This window comes from Curvibacter sp. GW821-FHT09D12 (assembly GCF_059416245.1).
Genome location: NZ_JBWKOU010000005.1, coordinates 297,592 through 313,014, shown reverse-complemented (window position 1 = coordinate 313,014; position 15,423 = coordinate 297,592). Strand labels below are relative to the sequence as shown.

17 protein-coding genes and 1 tRNA gene are annotated in these 15,423 nt (G+C 64.6%); 10 read left to right on the top strand and 8 right to left on the bottom strand.

Annotation, left to right across the window (positions count from 1 at the left end):
- Window positions 1-24: 24 nt before the first annotated feature.
- Window positions 25-459 carry a YidB family protein gene (locus AC07PT_RS10925; protein ID WP_492347135.1) on the top strand — a complete coding sequence of 145 codons (435 nt, stop codon included), beginning with the start codon at window positions 25-27 and terminating at the stop codon, window positions 457-459.
- 14 nt (window positions 460-473) lie between these two features.
- Here the strand turns inward: AC07PT_RS10925 and hemW are convergent, their stop codons facing one another.
- From hemW to AC07PT_RS10900, 5 genes are all read right to left on the bottom strand, one after another.
- Window positions 474-1,652: a radical SAM family heme chaperone HemW gene (gene hemW / locus AC07PT_RS10920; protein WP_492347440.1), complete on the bottom strand. Its 1,179-nt coding sequence runs from the start codon at window positions 1,650-1,652 to the stop codon at window positions 474-476.
- 23 nt (window positions 1,653-1,675) lie between these two features.
- Window positions 1,676-2,290 carry an RdgB/HAM1 family non-canonical purine NTP pyrophosphatase gene (rdgB, locus tag AC07PT_RS10915; RefSeq protein WP_492347136.1) on the bottom strand — a complete coding sequence of 205 codons (615 nt, stop codon included), beginning with the start codon at window positions 2,288-2,290 and terminating at the stop codon, window positions 1,676-1,678.
- 29 nt (window positions 2,291-2,319) lie between these two features.
- Window positions 2,320-3,060: a ribonuclease PH gene (gene rph, locus AC07PT_RS10910; protein ID WP_494656671.1), complete on the bottom strand. Its 741-nt coding sequence runs from the start codon at window positions 3,058-3,060 to the stop codon at window positions 2,320-2,322.
- A 130-nt stretch (window positions 3,061-3,190) separates the two neighbouring features.
- Window positions 3,191-4,093 carry a PP2C family protein-serine/threonine phosphatase gene (locus AC07PT_RS10905; RefSeq protein WP_492347138.1) on the bottom strand — a complete coding sequence of 301 codons (903 nt, stop codon included), beginning with the start codon at window positions 4,091-4,093 and terminating at the stop codon, window positions 3,191-3,193.
- On the bottom strand, window positions 4,090-5,100 hold the full coding sequence (locus AC07PT_RS10900; RefSeq protein WP_492347139.1) for a serine/threonine protein kinase: 1,011 nt from the start codon (window positions 5,098-5,100) through the stop codon (window positions 4,090-4,092). Before AC07PT_RS10900 ends, AC07PT_RS10905 begins: the two co-directional genes overlap by 4 nt.
- Before the next feature lie 71 nt (window positions 5,101-5,171).
- On the opposite strand from AC07PT_RS10900, the gene AC07PT_RS10895 reads away from it, so the two are divergent.
- The 4 genes from AC07PT_RS10895 (at window position 5,172) to AC07PT_RS10880 (ending at window position 9,330) form a co-directional block, all read left to right on the top strand.
- Window positions 5,172-6,089 carry a YicC/YloC family endoribonuclease gene (locus tag AC07PT_RS10895; RefSeq protein ID WP_494656670.1) on the top strand — a complete coding sequence of 306 codons (918 nt, stop codon included), beginning with the start codon at window positions 5,172-5,174 and terminating at the stop codon, window positions 6,087-6,089.
- Window positions 6,090-6,122: 33 nt separating this feature from the next.
- The gene (gene gmk, locus AC07PT_RS10890) at window positions 6,123-6,743 is read left to right on the top strand and encodes a guanylate kinase (RefSeq protein WP_492347141.1); all 621 of its coding nucleotides are present in this window, start codon (window positions 6,123-6,125) and stop codon (window positions 6,741-6,743) included.
- A 16-nt stretch (window positions 6,744-6,759) separates the two neighbouring features.
- Window positions 6,760-6,960, top strand: coding sequence for a DNA-directed RNA polymerase subunit omega (gene rpoZ / locus AC07PT_RS10885; RefSeq protein WP_027478290.1), 201 nt, complete (start codon window positions 6,760-6,762; stop codon window positions 6,958-6,960).
- A 96-nt stretch (window positions 6,961-7,056) separates the two neighbouring features.
- Complete coding sequence (locus AC07PT_RS10880) at window positions 7,057-9,330, top strand: RelA/SpoT family protein (protein WP_494656669.1); 2,274 nt, start codon at window positions 7,057-7,059, stop codon at window positions 9,328-9,330.
- Between the two features lie 51 nt (window positions 9,331-9,381).
- Here AC07PT_RS10880 and greB read toward each other — a convergent pair whose 3' ends face one another.
- On the bottom strand, window positions 9,382-9,951 hold the full coding sequence (greB, locus tag AC07PT_RS10875) for a transcription elongation factor GreB (RefSeq protein ID WP_494656668.1): 570 nt from the start codon (window positions 9,949-9,951) through the stop codon (window positions 9,382-9,384).
- Between the two features lie 231 nt (window positions 9,952-10,182).
- Between greB and AC07PT_RS10870 the strand changes: the two genes are divergently transcribed.
- Window positions 10,183-10,434 (top strand): hypothetical protein, encoded by a 252-nt coding sequence (locus AC07PT_RS10870; RefSeq protein WP_492347144.1) that lies wholly within the window; start codon window positions 10,183-10,185, stop codon window positions 10,432-10,434.
- A gap of 27 nt (window positions 10,435-10,461) precedes the next feature.
- Window positions 10,462-12,045, top strand: coding sequence for a polyphosphate:AMP phosphotransferase (gene pap / locus AC07PT_RS10865; protein ID WP_494656667.1), 1,584 nt, complete (start codon window positions 10,462-10,464; stop codon window positions 12,043-12,045).
- A gap of 119 nt (window positions 12,046-12,164) precedes the next feature.
- Here the strand turns inward: pap and AC07PT_RS10860 are convergent.
- Window positions 12,165-12,241, bottom strand: a tRNA-Arg gene (locus tag AC07PT_RS10860).
- A 457-nt stretch (window positions 12,242-12,698) separates the two neighbouring features.
- Here AC07PT_RS10860 and AC07PT_RS10855 point away from each other — a divergent pair.
- Together AC07PT_RS10855 and AC07PT_RS10850 are read left to right on the top strand one after the other, a co-directional pair.
- The gene (locus AC07PT_RS10855) at window positions 12,699-12,896 is read left to right on the top strand and encodes a hypothetical protein (protein WP_494656666.1); all 198 of its coding nucleotides are present in this window, start codon (window positions 12,699-12,701) and stop codon (window positions 12,894-12,896) included.
- A gap of 14 nt (window positions 12,897-12,910) precedes the next feature.
- Window positions 12,911-13,330, top strand: coding sequence for a Rap1a/Tai family immunity protein (locus tag AC07PT_RS10850; RefSeq protein WP_492347154.1), 420 nt, complete (start codon window positions 12,911-12,913; stop codon window positions 13,328-13,330).
- 7 nt (window positions 13,331-13,337) lie between these two features.
- Here AC07PT_RS10850 and AC07PT_RS10845 read toward each other — a convergent pair whose 3' ends face one another.
- On the bottom strand, window positions 13,338-13,985 hold the full coding sequence (locus AC07PT_RS10845; protein WP_494656665.1) for a TetR family transcriptional regulator: 648 nt from the start codon (window positions 13,983-13,985) through the stop codon (window positions 13,338-13,340).
- Window positions 13,986-14,119: 134 nt separating this feature from the next.
- On the opposite strand from AC07PT_RS10845, the gene AC07PT_RS10840 reads away from it, so the two are divergent.
- Window positions 14,120-15,406, top strand: a complete 1,287-nt coding sequence (locus AC07PT_RS10840) for an MFS transporter (protein WP_492347156.1) — start codon at window positions 14,120-14,122, stop codon at window positions 15,404-15,406.
- The last annotated feature ends 17 nt before the right edge of the window (window positions 15,407-15,423 follow it).

Here is a 15,423-nt window from a genome sequence, read left to right as displayed (position 1 = left end):
CCTGCGGGCCAAGAGAGGATCACCATGGGTTTGTTCGATCAGGTACTGAGCACGGTCGGGGGCTTGGCGGCCCAGCAGGGTGGCAGCGCCGCCGGGGCCGGCCTGCCCGAGGTGGTGCTGCATTGGCTCAACGACCCGCAGACCGGCGGCTTGTCGGGTCTGGTGAAGGTTTTTGAGCAGCAGGGGCTGGCCCATGTGGTCGCCTCCTGGGTCTCGAATGGTCAGAACCTGCCGATCGACGCCAGCCAGCTGCAGGCCGTGCTGGGCAGCGACACGGTGCAGCGTCTGGCGGGCCAGCTGGGCCTGAACACAGGCGAGCTGTCGGCTCAGTTGGCGCAGTGGCTGCCCCAGATCGTCGATCACCTGACCCCCCAGGGGCAGTTGCCAGCCCAGGGCGCCCAAGGCGAGTCACCCCTGGTGGCCGAAGGGCTGAGCCTGCTCAAGGGCCTGCTGGGCTGATGTGACCTGAAGCCTCAGGCCAGAAACAGGGCCTGCAGATCGCTCAGGAAGTCAAAACCCCGCTCGGTGGGCTTGACGCGCGCGAAGTCGCGCTCGATCAGGCCCTTGCGTTCGGCCTCGTCCAGGCCGGCAGCGATGGCCGACAAGGGCAGGCCGGTGCGGTCGCAGAAATCCTGCAGCGCAAAGCCTTCGCGCAGGCGCAGCGCGTTGAGCATGTACTCGAAGGGCAGTTCGCTGCGCTTGACTTCGGTTTCTTGCGCGATGGCCTCGCCGGCCAGGGCCTTGTCCATGTAAAGGCGCGGTTCGCGCACCCGCACCTGCCGGATGACGCGGTGCGCAAAGCTGAGCTTGCCGTGCGCGCCCGCACCAATGCCCAGGTAATCGCCAAACTGCCAGTAATTGGTGTTGTGGAAACAGCCATGGCCGGGCTGAGCGTAGGCCGACACCTCGTAGCGCTGCATGCCACGGGCGGCAGTGCGCTCGGTGATCAGATCGAGCATGGCGTAAGCGGTGTCGTCTTCGGGCACCACGGGCGGATACTTGGCGAAATAGGTGTTCGGCTCGATGGTCAGGTGGTAGACCGACAGGTGCGGCGGCGACAACGCCAGCGCGGTGTCCAGGTCTTGCGCAAACCCCTCCAGGCTCTGGCCGGGCAGTGCATACATCAGGTCGAGGTTGAAGGTGTCGAAGGCGCTGCGCGCCTCCTCCACCGCCGCCAGGGCCTGGGCCCGGTCATGCACCCGGCCCAAGGCCTGCAGATGCTGGTCGTTGAAGCTCTGCACCCCCACCGAGAGGCGGGTGACTCCGGCTTGGCGGAAGGCGCGGAATCGATCCTTCTCAAAAGTACCGGGATTGGCCTCCAGGGTGATCTCACACTCGGCCTCCAGGCGCAGGCGGGCCCGCAGGCCGCTGATGAGCTGGTCGATCGATTCAGGCGAGAACAGGCTGGGCGTGCCCCCCCCGATGAAGATGCTGTGCACCGCGCGGCCCCAGATCAGGGGCAGAGAGGCCTCCAGATCGGCCATCAGGGCGTCAATGTAGCGCGCCTCGGGGGCCGCAGCCGGTTCACCGCCCTCACCCCGGAACTCGTGCGAGTTGAAGTCGCAGTAAGGGCACTTCTTGAGGCACCAGGGCAGGTGCACGTACAGCGACAGCGGCGGCAGCGCGGGCAGGCTGAGGGTGCCTGGGCGCATGTAGTGGGTCAGGTCGGGCGGACTCACGCGGAGGCCTCCGGCAGCCAGTTGTCGCGCATCAGCTGAAGCATCTGGCGCGCAGCGCGGCCGCGGTGGCTGTGGGCGTTCTTGACCTCGGGGGCCAACTGGGCAAATGTCTGGCCGAATTCGGGGATGAACATCACGGGGTCGAAGCCGAAGCCGTGCTCTCCCACGGGTTGGCGGGTGATCTGCCCGACGGCACGGCCCACCGCGATCAGGGGCTCGGGGTCTTCGGGTGAGCGCACCGCCACCAGGGTGCTGACCAGGGCGGCGCGGCGCTGGTCGATGCCCTGCATCTGTTCGAGCAAGGCGCGCACGTTGTTGTCATCGCCCTTGGGATAGCCAAACTGGGTGGCGTAGTAGGCCGTGTCGACGCCGGGCAGGCCGCCAAAAGCGTCCACGCACAGACCGGCGTCATCGGCCAGGGCCGGCAGGCCGCTGTGGGCGCTGGCGTGGCGGGCCTTGGCCAGGGCGTTTTCGACAAAGGTGCGGAAGGGTTCGGCGGCTTCGGGAATGCCCAACTCGCCCTGGCGCACCAGTTCGACGCCCAGGGGCGCGAACAGGGCCTGCAGTTCAGCCAGCTTGCCTTGGTTGTTGGAGGCCAGGACCAGTTTCATGACAGCGTTCTCACATCAGGGGGTCGGGTTCAGGCGGCCAGGGCTTGTTTCTGCAACTGCACCAGTTCGGCAATGCCCGCTTCGGCCAGGCCCAGCAACTGGTCCATTTCACGGCGGGTGAAAGCAGCCCCTTCGGCGGTGCCCTGCACTTCGACGTAGTGGCCGGCGCCGGTCATGACCACGTTCATGTCGGTGTCGCAGGCCGAGTCTTCGGTGTATTCAAGATCGAGCAGCGGGGTGCCTTCGACGATGCCCACCGAGATGGCGGCCACGTGGTCGAGGATGGGCGACTCGCTGATCTTGCCCGCGGCCAGCAGACCGTTGACGGCGTCCTGGGCGGCCACGAAGGCGCCAGTGATGGCCGCGGTGCGGGTGCCGCCATCGGCCTGCAGCACGTCGCAGTCCAGGTGCAAGGTGCGTTCACCCAGGCGTTTGAGGTCGAACACGGCGCGCAGCGAGCGCCCGATGAGGCGCTGGATCTCCTGGGTGCGGCCCGTCTGCTTGCCGCGCGCGGCCTCGCGGTCACTGCGGGTGTGAGTGGCACGCGGCAGCATGCCGTACTCGGCCGTGACCCAGCCCTCACCGCTGCCCCGCTTGTGCGGGGGCACTTTCTCTTCGACCGAGGCGGTGCACAAGACCTTGGTGTGACCGAATTCGATCAACACCGAGCCTTCGGCGTGCATGGTGTAGCCCCGCGTGATGCGCACCGGACGCAATTGGGCGGCGGCCCGCTGCTGGCTGCGTTGATAAAGGGTTGGGTTGGCCGTCATGTTGAGAATCCGTTGGTATGAAACGCGCCGACTGGGCGGCCGGCAGGGCGTGATTGGAACCTGCCGCAGGCCTGGGTTCAAGCCCGCGCCGGGATGCCCCGCCATCGCACCAGGGCAATCCCGGGCCTGCTCAATGCTTGCGCTGGGCCGAGCGGCGGATGGCGGCGTTGATCTCGGCGATGGAGCGCTCGATGGCGGCGTCGTCCAGATCGTCGACAAAATTGTCCAGGGCGCCCGACTGGATGGTCGAGGCAAACACCCCTTCGCTGATGCTGTCGGTGGAGATGCCGCGGGTGGACTCAAAGGTGTCAGGGGTTTCCCACTCGAGCGCGATCACCGTGACGTTGTCGCTGCTGTCGCCGGCCTTGCGCAGGGCGGTCTCGACCAGCTCAGGCACCACCTCCGAGACCGAGGAGCGACTGAGTTGACGCACGATTTCGTCGTCATGGACGCTGCCCCAAAGCCCGTCGGAGCACAGCATGATCTTGTCGCCTTGCTGCAGGATGACCGGTCCGGTCACATCAAAGACGGGCTTGGTGGGCGACCCCAGGCAGGTGAACAGCACGTTGCGGTTGATGCGCTCGGGCAGCATCATGGCCGGGCTGCGGTGCTCCAGGTAAGAGTGGTCGCGGGTGCGGGTGAGCAACTCGGCGTCACGCACCAGGTACAGGCGGGAGTCACCACAGTGCACCCAACTTGCACTGCCGCTTTGCACCACCCCGGCCACCAGGGTGGTGCGCGGGGTGTCCAGCATGCCTTTGTCGGCGGCGTAACGCAGGATCTGGTGGTGTGCGGCCATCAGCGCCGTGGTCAGAAACTCGGTCACGTCAGCCAAACGGGGCTGGGCCTCGCGCTGGAACAGCGCCGAGATGGTCTGCAAGGCAATTTGGGCCGCCACCTCGCCTTCGGGGTGACCGCCCATGCCGTCGGCCAGCACGAACAGGGCTGAATCACGGGTATAGCAATAGCCCATGCGGTCTTCGTTCTTTTCGCGACCACCTCGGCGGCTGACCTGGAAAACTGAGAATTTCATTTCGGTTTGGCACCCACGTCCGTGGCTTCACGGCCGGTTTTTTTCTTGTTGTCGGACACCAGGGTGTCGAATTGCAGCCGAACTTTCTCACCCACGGAGAGCTTGGTGTAGCGGCGCTCGCCTTCGCGGCTGAGTTCTTTTTGCAGCGCAAACACCGACTGCGGTCGGGCCAGTGGGTCGAGCGCCATGCACCACTCGACCACCTCGATGAGGTTGTCGGAATAGACACCGCGCAGGCGCGACAAGGCCAGCGAAAGGCGGTCTTTTTCGATGCGCTGGGGGGCCTCGTTGGGGGGATATCCCTGCATGCAGGCATAAATGCAGGCACCGATGGCGTAGATGTCAGTCCAGGGGCCCATGGCAGCATCGCGCCGGTACATCTCGGGGGCCGCAAAGCCAGGCGTGTACATCGGGCGGATGAAGTTGCCCTCCTTGGACAGCACTTCTCGGGCCGCCCCGAAGTCGATCAGCACGGCCTTGTTGTCGTCGGTGATGAAGATGTTGGCCGGCTTGATGTCCAGGTGAAGCATCTTGTGCTGGTGCACGATGCGCAGGCCGCGCAAGACCTCGTCGAACAGGGACCGGATGGTCGACTCGCGAAACACCTTCTGGGTTTTCAGGTCGCGCGCGGTGATGATGAAATCCTGCAGGGTGGCCCCCTCCAGGTAGTTCATCACCATGTAGACGGTTTCGTTCTCGCGGAAGAAGTTCAGCACACTCACCACCGAGGGGTGGGAGATCTGGGCCAGCGAGCGCCCCTCTTCAAAAAAGCTCTTCAGGCCGAGTCGGTAAAGCGACAGCTTTTCGGGCTGGACCTTGGGCAGCAACTCACCGGCACCGCGCGTGGCCAGCGACGAAGGAAGGTACTCTTTGACAGCAACCTGTTGACCTTCCATGTCGAGGGCCAGGTACACCACGCCGAAGCCGCCCGCAGACAGACGGCGCACCACACGGTAGCCACCGATGACGGTATCCGGTGGAAGCGGTGCCGGTTTGACCTTCGACATGTGGAGATAGACGGGACGGGCACCCCGTCCAGGCGGGATAATCCCTGTATTGATTTATGTAATAGAACCCAATGCCAGTTTACAGCATGACCGGTTACGCCACTGCCCAGCAGGACGTGGCCACCCCTGAGGTCGGCGGCGACGCCAAAAGCAGTGCCACCACCCGGTTCGGCCTGGAAATCCGCGCCGTGAACAGCCGCTTTCTGGACCTGAGCTTCCGGCTGCCCGAAGAGCTGCGCCAGCACGAGCCCGCCCTGCGCGAGCTGCTGACCGCCAAGCTCAAACGGGGCAAGGTGGAAGTACGCGCCGCCCTGGACCAGGAAGGCGGCGACGGCCTGAAAGAGCCCACCACCCGCCAACTGCAAAAACTCAATGCCATCCAGGACCAGGTGCGGGCCTGGCTGCCGCAGGCCACGCCGCTGAGCGTGGCGGATGTGATCCGGCTGGGGGGCTCGGATGCCCACACCCTGCTGCCCAGTGCCGAAGAGGTGCAGGCCCTGGCCGCCAAGGTGGTCAAGGAACTGCTGTCGGCGCGCCAGCGTGAAGGCGCCCGCCTGAGCACCATGCTGCAAGACCGCATCGGCCAGTTGCGCGCCCTGGCCGCCCAGGCCACGCCGCTGGTGCCCCAGTTGGTGGAGCAGCAGCGCCAGCGCTTTCTGGAGCGCTGGAAAGAAGCCATGAACCTGACCGATGGCAGCACCCTGCCCGAGGCGGCCCAGGACCGCGCCCTGTCCGAGGCCACCGCTTTCGCCATCCGAATCGACGTGGCCGAAGAGATCACCCGCCTGGATTCGCACCTGGACGAGCTGGAGCGCCTGCTCACCAAGGGCGGCGAGCTGGGCAAACGGCTCGACTTCCTGATCCAGGAACTGCACCGCGAGGCCAACACCCTGGGCTCGAAATCGGCCGCCCTGGAACTGACCCGCATCAGCGTGGACATGAAGGTACTGATCGAGCAGATGCGCGAGCAAGTCCAGAACATCGAATAAGCCCCAGAGCCCAACCCAGACTCCGAGCCCATCATGGATTACCCAGGAAACCTGTTTGTCGTGGCCGCCCCCAGCGGGGCCGGCAAGTCCAGCCTTGTGAAGGCGCTGCTGGAGCTGGACTCGCGTGTCCAGCCCTCGGTGTCGCACACCACCCGGCCACCCCGTGGCCAGGAAAAGCACGGACGCGAATACTTCTTTGTGTCCCAGCCCGAATTCGACGCGATGGTGGCCAACAACGCCTTCATCGAGTGGGCCCATGTGCACGGCAACCGCTACGGCACCTCGAAAAAAGCCATCGAAGAACGCATTGCCGAAGGCGCCGATGTGGTGCTGGAGATCGACTTTCAGGGCGCGATCCAGATCAAGAAAGCGTTTGCCAACGCCATCCTGATCTTCATCCTGCCCCCCAGCTGGGAAGAGCTGCGATCGCGCCTGGAGCGCCGCGGCGAAGACGCGCCGGACGTGATCGAACTGCGCCTGAAAAACGCCGCCATCGAGATGGCGCAGGCTTCCAAATTCGACTTCGTTATAATCAACGAATTGTTTGAGCGCGCCCTTTTCGACATGAAAGCCGTGGTGCACGCCCAACGTCTCAAGTATGCAGCCCAGCGACGCGCCCGGGCTGACACCTTCCACTCACTGAACATCGACTAGCCCGCGGAGAACCCTCATGGCACGCATTACCGTTGAAGATTGCCTGGTCAATATCCCGAACCGCTTCCAGCTGGTTCTGGCGGCCACTTACCGCGCCCGCATGCTGAGTCAGGGCCACTCGCCCAAGATCGAAAGCAAGAACAAGCCGGCCGTGACTGCCCTGCGTGAAATCGCAGAAGGCAAGATCGGCCTGGAAATGCTCAAAAAGGTTCCCTGAACCTGCTCGCGCCCCTGGCGCCGAAAAAGCACCGCAGCCGCGGTGCTTTTTTTTGCCCTCTGTCCCACACATCCCTGACAGCGCTACATTAGAAGCATGACTGCGGTGCTGCCCTCTTCCTCTGCCACGCCCCCGAAAAGTGCTGCCGCGGCCGCCGGTTCAGCCACGACTGCAGCCGCCAATGCCGCCGCCGCCAGCTTTGCCGCCCTAGTCGACGGCCTCGGCTACCTGGGCCCGACCGGCATCGAGCAGGTGCGCCAGGCCTACCGCTTTGCCGACGCGGCCCACCTGGGCCAGTTGCGCAACAGCGGCGAACCCTACATCACCCACCCGATCGCCGTGGCGGCCCAATGCGCCGTCTGGAAGCTCGATGCCCAGGCCTTGATGGCGGCCTTGCTGCACGACGCCCTGGAAGACTGCGGCGTGACCAAGGCCGAGCTGGTCGATCGCTTCGGCCTGCAGGTGGCCGAACTGGTCGACGGGCTGACCAAGCTCGACAAGCTGCAGTTCAACACCCGCGAAGAAAACCAGGCCGAGTCATTCCGCAAGATGCTGCTGGCCATGGCACGCGATGTGCGGGTGATCCTGATCAAACTGGCCGACCGCACGCACAACATGCGCACGATGTCGGACATGCCCAAGAGCAAATGGGGCCGGATCGCCTCCGAAACGCTCGAAATCTATGCGCCGATTGCCCACCGCCTGGGCCTGAACCAGACCTACCGCGAGCTGCAGGACCTGTCGTTCCGCCACCTGCACCCCTGGCGCTACGCCATCCTGGGCAAAGCGGTGGCCAAGGCCCGCAGTCGACGCCGCGACCTGATCCAGAAGGTGCAGGCCGATGTCGATGCCGCCTTTGCCACGCTGGGCATGCGCATCCGCATGGCCGGGCGGGAAAAGACGCTGTATTCGATCTATTGCAAGATGGATGAAAAACACCTGAGCTTTGCCCAGGTGACCGACATCTACGGCTTTCGCATCATCGTGCCGGGCATCACCGATTGCTACACGGCGTTGGGCGTGCTGCACCAGATGTACAAGCCGGTGCCGGGCAAGTTCAAGGACCACATCGCCATCGCCAAGGTGAACGGCTACCAGTCGCTGCACACGACGCTGGTGGGCCCTTCGGGCATCAACATCGAGTTCCAGATGCGAACCGAAGAGATGCACATGGTGGCCGAAGCCGGCGTGGCCGCCCACTGGCTGTACAAGGCCTCCGACCACGAAGGCGATCCCTCCGAGCGTCTGGGCACCCAGTGGCTGCAGTCGCTGCTCGACATCCAGAACGAAACACGCGATGCCGCCGAGTTCTGGGACCACGTCAAGGTCGACCTGTTCCCCGATGCGGTCTATGTGTTCACCCCCAAGAGCCAGATCATGGCCCTGCCACGGGGCGCCACCCTCGTCGACTTTGCCTACGCCATCCACAGCAACATCGGCGACCGCACGGTGGCGGGCAAGATCAATGGCGAGCAGGTGCCGCTGCGCACCGAACTCAAGAACGGTGATGTGGTGGAGGTGGTCACGGCCCCCGTGTCCTCGCCCAACCCCGCCTGGCTGGGCTTTGTGCGCACAGGTCGGGCCCGCTCCAAGATCCGGCATTACCTGAAGACGCTGGCCCAGACAGAATCCGAATCGCTGGGCGAAAAGCTGCTGATCCAGGCCCTGCGTGCCGAGGGCATCGACCGGTTGCCTGAAGCTCGTGACCCGCATTTCCCGGGCATCTGGGACAAATTGCTGCGCTTCACCGGCAACAAGACCCGCAGCGAGCTGATGACCGACATCGGCCTGGGCAAGCGCATTGCCAGCATGGTGGCCAAGCGCCTGACGGTGCTGATGACCGAGGGTGGCGAGAAGCGCGATGCCCTGCTGCTGACCCGCGAACGCTACACCTCGCACGAAAAGCTGTCGCAGGGCGCCGTGCTGCTCGATGGCAGCGAGAACGCCTCGGTCAAGTACGCCCCCTGTTGCCGCCCGATCCCGGGCGATGCCATCGTCGGCTACCTGGGGCGCGGCGAAGGCTTGGTGGTTCACACTGCCGACTGTGCCACCGCCAAACGCCTGCAGCACAAGGACAGCGAGCGCTTCATTGCGGTGGACTGGGCCGACGAGCCGGTTCGCCCATTCGAGACCGGGCTGGTGGTGACCGTGACCAACGGCAAGGGTGTGCTGGCCCGCGTGGCCGCCGATCTGGCCGCCTCCGAGGTAGACATCACCCATGTCGACATGGGCGATGAAGGCCCGGCCAGCACGGCCGAGCTGCGCTTCTTGGTGTCGGTTCAGGACACCCCGCACCTGGATGCCGCCTTGCGGCATCTGCAGCGCACGCCCACCGTGCTGAGGGCTGCACGCATCAAGCCGGGGGCCTGAGAAGGCCCGGACGACGTTCCGCGGGCCGCGCAGTGGCCCTGTCGGGCGGGTTCAGTCCGCAGCCGTCGACGCCGGGTAGACCACCTGCAGAATTTCGATGTCGCGCGGACCCGAAGGGGTGATCAGCTTGACCACATCGCCCTCACGCGCCTTGAGCAAGGCGCGCGACACCGGTGAGACCCAACTGACCTGCCCCAGCGCACTGTCGGCCTCGTCGATGCCCATGATGGTGACCGTGCGCTGCACGCCTTCGTCGTCTTCGTAGGTGACGGTGGCGCCAAAGAACACCTGATCACTGCCATGGTGCACGCTGGGGTTGGTGACCTCGGCGATCTCCAGGCGCTTGGTCAGAAAGCGGATGCGCCGGTCGATCTCGCGCAGACGCTTCTTGCCATACAGGTAGTCACCATTTTCCGAACGGTCGCCATTGCTGGCGGCCCAGTGAACCACGTCGACCACCTTGGGCCGCTCTTCGTCGATCAGTTGGAATAACTCGTCGCGCAGGCGTTGGTAGCCTGCCGCCGTGATGTAGTTGCGCGTGCCAGCAGGCAGGGCCGGCAGACCCAGGTCTTCGTCGTCGTCCGCCCCAGCGTCTGACTCTCGCGTGAACGCCTTGTTCATGATCCCCTCTTCAACAATCCCGGCCAGCACAGGGCCTCTGACCCGTGGTGGGCCGCAGGGCTCCGAGTGTGCACGAATCTGCCACAGGCCCGGCCATCGCCGATTGAGGGCCCCTGATTTGGCCCGAGCTTGCCCCACGTCAATCCGGCACCCCACACAGAGGGGACCGCAATCGATACATTCTGTGGTGACCTCGCCCCTGGCAGGCGCCCCCGCCCCGGAAAGGAAACCATGTCCATCGAAGCCCCTTCGCCAGAGCGCCGCGCGCGGCACGATCTGCGCGCCATCTTCTTCGAGGCCTTTGAAATGCTGGCGCCGTTTTTTTCGCAGCAAAATGGCTGGGGCAGCGCCAGCTCCCATGATCATCTGGCCTACCGCGCCCTGAAAGAGCGGTTTCCGATGCTCAGCGCCCAGGACTGCCTGGTGCTGGTGATGACGGCCAAGCGCCTGCCACATCCAGGGCGCCCAGTCGCCAAGCCCTGACGCCCCCACCCACAGGAATCCGACCCGATGTTTGAATCTGCCGAGCTGGGCCACAAGATCAGCAAAGCCGCGTATAAAGCGGCCGTTCCCGAACTGCGCACAGGCCTGCTCCAGGCCCAGGCCGAGCTGTATGAAAAAAAGCCCTTCCCTGTCTTGTTGCTGATCAGCGGCCAGGACGGTGCCGGCAAGGGTGAAGCCATCAACCTGCTCTACGAGTGGATGGACTCTCGGTTCCTGTCGACCCTGGCCTTCTCCGAACCCACGGACGAAGAACGCGAACGCCCGCCAATGTGGCGCTATTGGCGCTCGCTGCCGCCCAAGGGCCGACTGGGCATCTTTGCCGGATCCTGGTACTCCGACCCCATCCGGCAGCGCATCGCCGGTGAGATCACCGTGGCCGAACTGGACGCCCGTGCCGCACAGATCAACCGCTTTGAGGCGATGCTGGCCCAGGAGGGCGCCCTGATCCTGAAGTTCTGGTTTCACCTGACCAAGGACGCCCAGCGCGAGCGCCTCAAAGCCCTGGAAAGCGATCCACGCACCGCCTGGCGGGTCAGCGCCTGGAACTGGGATCGGCTGAAAACCTACGACCAACTGCAAGATGCCGCCGGCCACCTGCTGCGCATCACCAACACCGCCCAGGCCCCCTGGATCGTGCTGGAAGGCAATGACGATCGCTACCGCTCCTTGACGGTCGGGCAACTGGTGCTCAAGGCGCTGCGCGAGCGCCTGGGCCAGCCCGCCGCCGCCAGCGCCCCACCACCGCCCGCGGCGCCCCTGCTGCGGGTGGACACCGATGGACGCAACGTGCTGTCCCAACTCGACCTGGCGCGCTCTCTGGCCGACAAGTCCTACAAGACCGAGTTGGCCCATTGGCAGGGGCGTCTGGCTGAACTGGTGCGCCACCCCGGCTTTCGCCAGAGAGCCCTGGTCTGCGCATTCGAAGGACCCGATGCCGCAGGCAAAGGCGGCGCCATCCGGCGCATCGGGGCGGCCCTCGATGCACGCCAGTATCAGGTGATTCCCGTTGCCGCCCCAAGCGAGGAGGAACGCGCCCAACCCTATCTGTGGCGCTTCTGGCGCCACCTGCCGCGCCAGGGCAACGTCAGCATCTTTGATCGAACCTGGTATGGGCGCGTGCTGGTCGAGCGCATCGAAGGCTTTTGCAGCGAGGCCGACTGGCAGCGCGCGTACTCTGAAATCAACGATTTCGAGCACGAACTGGCCGATGCCGGCACCATCGTGGTGAAGTTCTGGCTGCAGATCAGCCAAGAGGAGCAATTGCGGCGGTTTCAAGAGCGCGAATCGATCGACTTCAAGCGCTTCAAGATCACCGAAGAAGACTGGCGCAACCGCGAGAAATGGGATGCCTACCAACAAGCCATCTGCGACATGGTCGAACGCACCAGCACAGGCAATGCGCCCTGGACCCTGGTGGAGGCCAACGACAAGAATCACGCGCGGGTGAAGGTGTTGCGCACGCTTTGCGAACGGCTCGAAGCCGAACTCGATCAAGCGACAAGCAAGGCGGGCAAGGCCAAGACACGCAAGGCCTCGGCGCAACCCAAGGCCGCACAGGCCGCAACGCGCAAGAAACCCAAGAAAGCCTGACGCCCAGGGCGAGGGCGAGGGCCGGGCTCAGCCCGGCCTGAAGGTCGCCCCGCGATGGCCAAAGACGAGACCCAGAAACGAAAAAGCCCTAGAACATTTCTGTTCTAGGGCTTGTCGTTTGGTGCGGCTGGCAGGATTCGAACCCACGACCCCTTGGTTCGTAGCCAAGTACTCTATCCAACTGAGCTACAGCCGCTGAGCTTTGTATTCTAACCTGATTTTTTTGCGTGTTTTGCGAAGTTTGAAAAATTTTTTCTTACTTGCTTTGCATCGCGTTGCTTCAGGTCAGAAGCGCTTCGTTGTGCGAAGACCGCAATTATGCACCATTTTCAAGGCCCCTCGGGGAAACCCGCGATTTTTTTGCAATCGGTGTCGACGCTGGCCCGGTCGCTGAGGTTGCCAGGAATACTGTGGGCCCAAGGCCCGGAAGGTGCAGGAATTGGGCAAAATCAAGTTTCACATGGAGGTGGCGAAATGAGCCAGACAGGGAGCAGGCGATGGCAACGGTGACTTGCCGTGAATGTGGCACCACGTTCGCATCCGATGCGTTCGTATGCCCTCATTGCAAAGCCTGGCGCGGAGAAGCTGGCACCGGTGCACACCCCAGCAACGAGCCCTCGAACCGCATTCTTCAGACGGTGGCCATCGCCTTGATGGCCGCCACCCTGATGTGCACGGTCGGGCTGATGCTGCTTTGGAACTCAACCCCCCTGCCCTCGGCCCGCCCGCCAGAGACCAGCCGCCCCCCGGCCCAGGAGCTGGCCCGCGCCGACGCCACAGCCTCAGCCACGACCGACGTCAACGGCGTCTCGACCTCACAGCCCGGCCCTGCCAATCGCCACCAGCCCTGATTGACCCAGAACCCATGTCCCCACGCTCTGCCCGCCACGACAAAAGCCCCGTCACCCGCCCCACCAGGACCTGGGTACGCCAAGGGGTTGCCGCCTTGCTGGGAGGCTTGCTGTGCATGGGGGCCTGCGCCGAGTTCATTGACGGCGCCGAACTCAATCGATGGTCAGAGGCCTACGAGCGGCAGCGCCAAGGGCTTCAAAGCGCCAAGGACGGCCGCGACATCCTGATGTTCATGGGCTACGTCATGGGCGTCTGGGATTCGACCCTCGGTGAGCGCGATTTTCTGTGCACACCCGACGACTTTGCGTCGATGCAGATGTACCAGATCGTGGCCAAACACGTGCGCGAGCACCCTGAAAAATGGGGCCTGCCGGCCGACTACCTGATCCGCGAAGCTGCCCTTCGCGCCTACCGCTGCAAAAACAAGAACTGACCTGGCTTCAGCGCGGCCCGGGCGCAGAGGAAGTGCCGCCTGCGCCGTTGCCATCTGCGCCCTTGTCATCAGGCACTGTTGCCAGCGAGGCCAGCACACCACGGACCTGGTCCAGCACCTCGTCCGCCAGGGCCCGATCGGCCTTGAGCACACCCCGCGAAATGGCGGTCGCCCCGACGAAAGCCGCCACGAACACACTGGCCAGTGCAGACCGCTGGGCCGCATCCCCGGTGTCTGGCAGCACCGACTCCAGCCCGGTGCGGAACTCAACGAAGGCATCCGCAAAGCTCTGACTCAGCAGCTCACCCTGGCGTGCCGTTTCACAGGCGGTGGCGATCAGGGGGCACCCGGCCTCCAGGTCGTCCCGGATGCGCGGGTTGAGGTAGACCTTGAGGTAGGTGTCCACACTGCGCTCCGCCCCAGGCCGCGGGGCATTGACCCGATCGAAGCCACGTCGGAAGGCGTGGCTGAACGCCTGGGCCGCCAGGTCCTGCTTGTCCGCAAAGTGCTTGTACAGCGCCCCCGGCGTCAAGCCCGCCTCGCGGCTCACGTCGGCCACGCCAATGCCATCGATCCCGTGCTTCTTGAACAGCCTGCCGGCCGCGTCCAGCAAGGCCTGCCGGTTCTGCTGAGCCTGTTCCTTGGTCACTTTCATGGCTGGATACCTCGTTGACTTTTTTTGATTTCGACCATTATCATAAACACCCACACAATCGACAACCCGAAGCCAGCCGCCATCTTCGCCCAACGCCGGGCGAAGCGGCCCTTCACCCCCTAGGACGCCACAGCATGCTCGCACCCCGCCTGGCTTTGTATCTGAAACACCTGGGCATCCATTACGCCTGGGTGATCGCCGCCCTGACCTTTCTGGCCATGCTGGTCACCTCGGCGGCACTCGGGCTGCCCGGCGCCCTGATGCAGCCCCTGAGCCAGGAGTTTGGCTGGACCACCACCGAACTGTCGTCGGTCTTTGCCATTCGCTTTGCGCTGTATGGACTGCTGGGGCCTTTTGCTGCCATGGTGTTGATGCGCTATGGCGTGTCGCGCATGGTGGCCATTGCCGCAGCCGTGATTGCCAGCTCGTTGCTGCTGGGGGTGTTCATGCACAGCCTGGGGCAGGCCTTTGCGCTTTGGGGCCTGCTGCTGGGCGTGGGCACGGGCCTGACGGCCATGGTGCTGGGCGCCACGGTGGCCAACCGCTGGTTTGTTCAGCGCAAGGGCCTGGTGATGGGCCTGCTGGCCGGCAGCAGCGCCACCGGTCAGTTGGTTTTCCTGCCCCTGGTGGTCTGGCTCATCGAGCAATATGGCTGGCGCTGGGCCCTGGCCCCGGTGATCGCGGCTTCACTGCTGGTGTTCGTGATGATGCTGCTGTTCATGCGCGACCATCCGGCCGACCTGAACCTGAATGCCTACGGCGCCCCCGCGGGCGTGAACGTGCAGCCTGCCGCAGCCCGTGCGGACTGGGGCCTGCCCCTGCGCACACTGGCCAGCGCCGTCAAGGTGCCCTCATTCTGGGTTCTGGCAGCCAGCTTTTTCATCTGCGGGCTCAGCACCAATGGTCTGATCCAGACGCACTTCATCTCGCTGTGCGGAGACAACGGCCTGGGGCCGGTGCCGGCCGCCTCGGTGTTGTCGATGATGGGCTTGTTCGACCTGGTGGGCACCACCCTGTCGGGCTACCTGTCCGACCGCTATGACAGCCGCAAGCTGCTGTTCTGGTACTACGGACTGCGCGGCCTGTCGCTGTTCTGGCTGCCGTATTCAGAGTTCACCCTGGTCGGCCTGTCGATGTTTGCCGTGTTCTACGGACTCGACTGGATCGCCACGGTGCCCCCCACCGTGAAGCTGGCCGCCGCCGAGTTCGGCCCTGAGCGTGCCAGCATCGTCTTTGGCTGGGTGTTTGCGGCCCACCAACTGGGTGCTGCCACAGCCACCTATGGCGCCGGCCTGTCGCGCTCGGTGCTGGCCTCTTACACACCGGCCCTGTTCGTGGCAGGCGGGGCCTGCCTGATCGCCGCCTTGATCATCATGCGGCTGCAGCCCGCCGCCGTGAAAGCCAACGCCACCAGCCGCTGAAGAGCCGCCTGTGGCGG

Coding starts and splice junctions, on each gene's coding strand:
- AC07PT_RS10925 (WP_492347135.1), top strand. CDS start 25: ATGGGTTTGTTCGATCAGGTACTGAGCACGGTCGGGGGCTTGGCGGCC.
- hemW (WP_492347440.1), bottom strand. CDS start 1,652: ATGCGCCCAGGCACCCTCAGCCTGCCCGCGCTGCCGCCGCTGTCGCTG.
- rdgB (WP_492347136.1), bottom strand. CDS start 2,290: ATGAAACTGGTCCTGGCCTCCAACAACCAAGGCAAGCTGGCTGAACTG.
- rph (WP_494656671.1), bottom strand. CDS start 3,060: ATGACGGCCAACCCAACCCTTTATCAACGCAGCCAGCAGCGGGCCGCC.
- AC07PT_RS10905 (WP_492347138.1), bottom strand. CDS start 4,093: ATGAAATTCTCAGTTTTCCAGGTCAGCCGCCGAGGTGGTCGCGAAAAG.
- AC07PT_RS10900 (WP_492347139.1), bottom strand. CDS start 5,100: ATGTCGAAGGTCAAACCGGCACCGCTTCCACCGGATACCGTCATCGGT.
- AC07PT_RS10895 (WP_494656670.1), top strand. CDS start 5,172: ATGCCAGTTTACAGCATGACCGGTTACGCCACTGCCCAGCAGGACGTG.
- gmk (WP_492347141.1), top strand. CDS start 6,123: ATGGATTACCCAGGAAACCTGTTTGTCGTGGCCGCCCCCAGCGGGGCC.
- rpoZ (WP_027478290.1), top strand. CDS start 6,760: ATGGCACGCATTACCGTTGAAGATTGCCTGGTCAATATCCCGAACCGC.
- AC07PT_RS10880 (WP_494656669.1), top strand. CDS start 7,057: ATGACTGCGGTGCTGCCCTCTTCCTCTGCCACGCCCCCGAAAAGTGCT.
- greB (WP_494656668.1), bottom strand. CDS start 9,951: ATGAACAAGGCGTTCACGCGAGAGTCAGACGCTGGGGCGGACGACGAC.
- AC07PT_RS10870 (WP_492347144.1), top strand. CDS start 10,183: ATGTCCATCGAAGCCCCTTCGCCAGAGCGCCGCGCGCGGCACGATCTG.
- pap (WP_494656667.1), top strand. CDS start 10,462: ATGTTTGAATCTGCCGAGCTGGGCCACAAGATCAGCAAAGCCGCGTAT.
- AC07PT_RS10855 (WP_494656666.1), top strand. CDS start 12,699: ATGGCCGCCACCCTGATGTGCACGGTCGGGCTGATGCTGCTTTGGAAC.
- AC07PT_RS10850 (WP_492347154.1), top strand. CDS start 12,911: ATGTCCCCACGCTCTGCCCGCCACGACAAAAGCCCCGTCACCCGCCCC.
- AC07PT_RS10845 (WP_494656665.1), bottom strand. CDS start 13,985: ATGAAAGTGACCAAGGAACAGGCTCAGCAGAACCGGCAGGCCTTGCTG.
- AC07PT_RS10840 (WP_492347156.1), top strand. CDS start 14,120: ATGCTCGCACCCCGCCTGGCTTTGTATCTGAAACACCTGGGCATCCAT.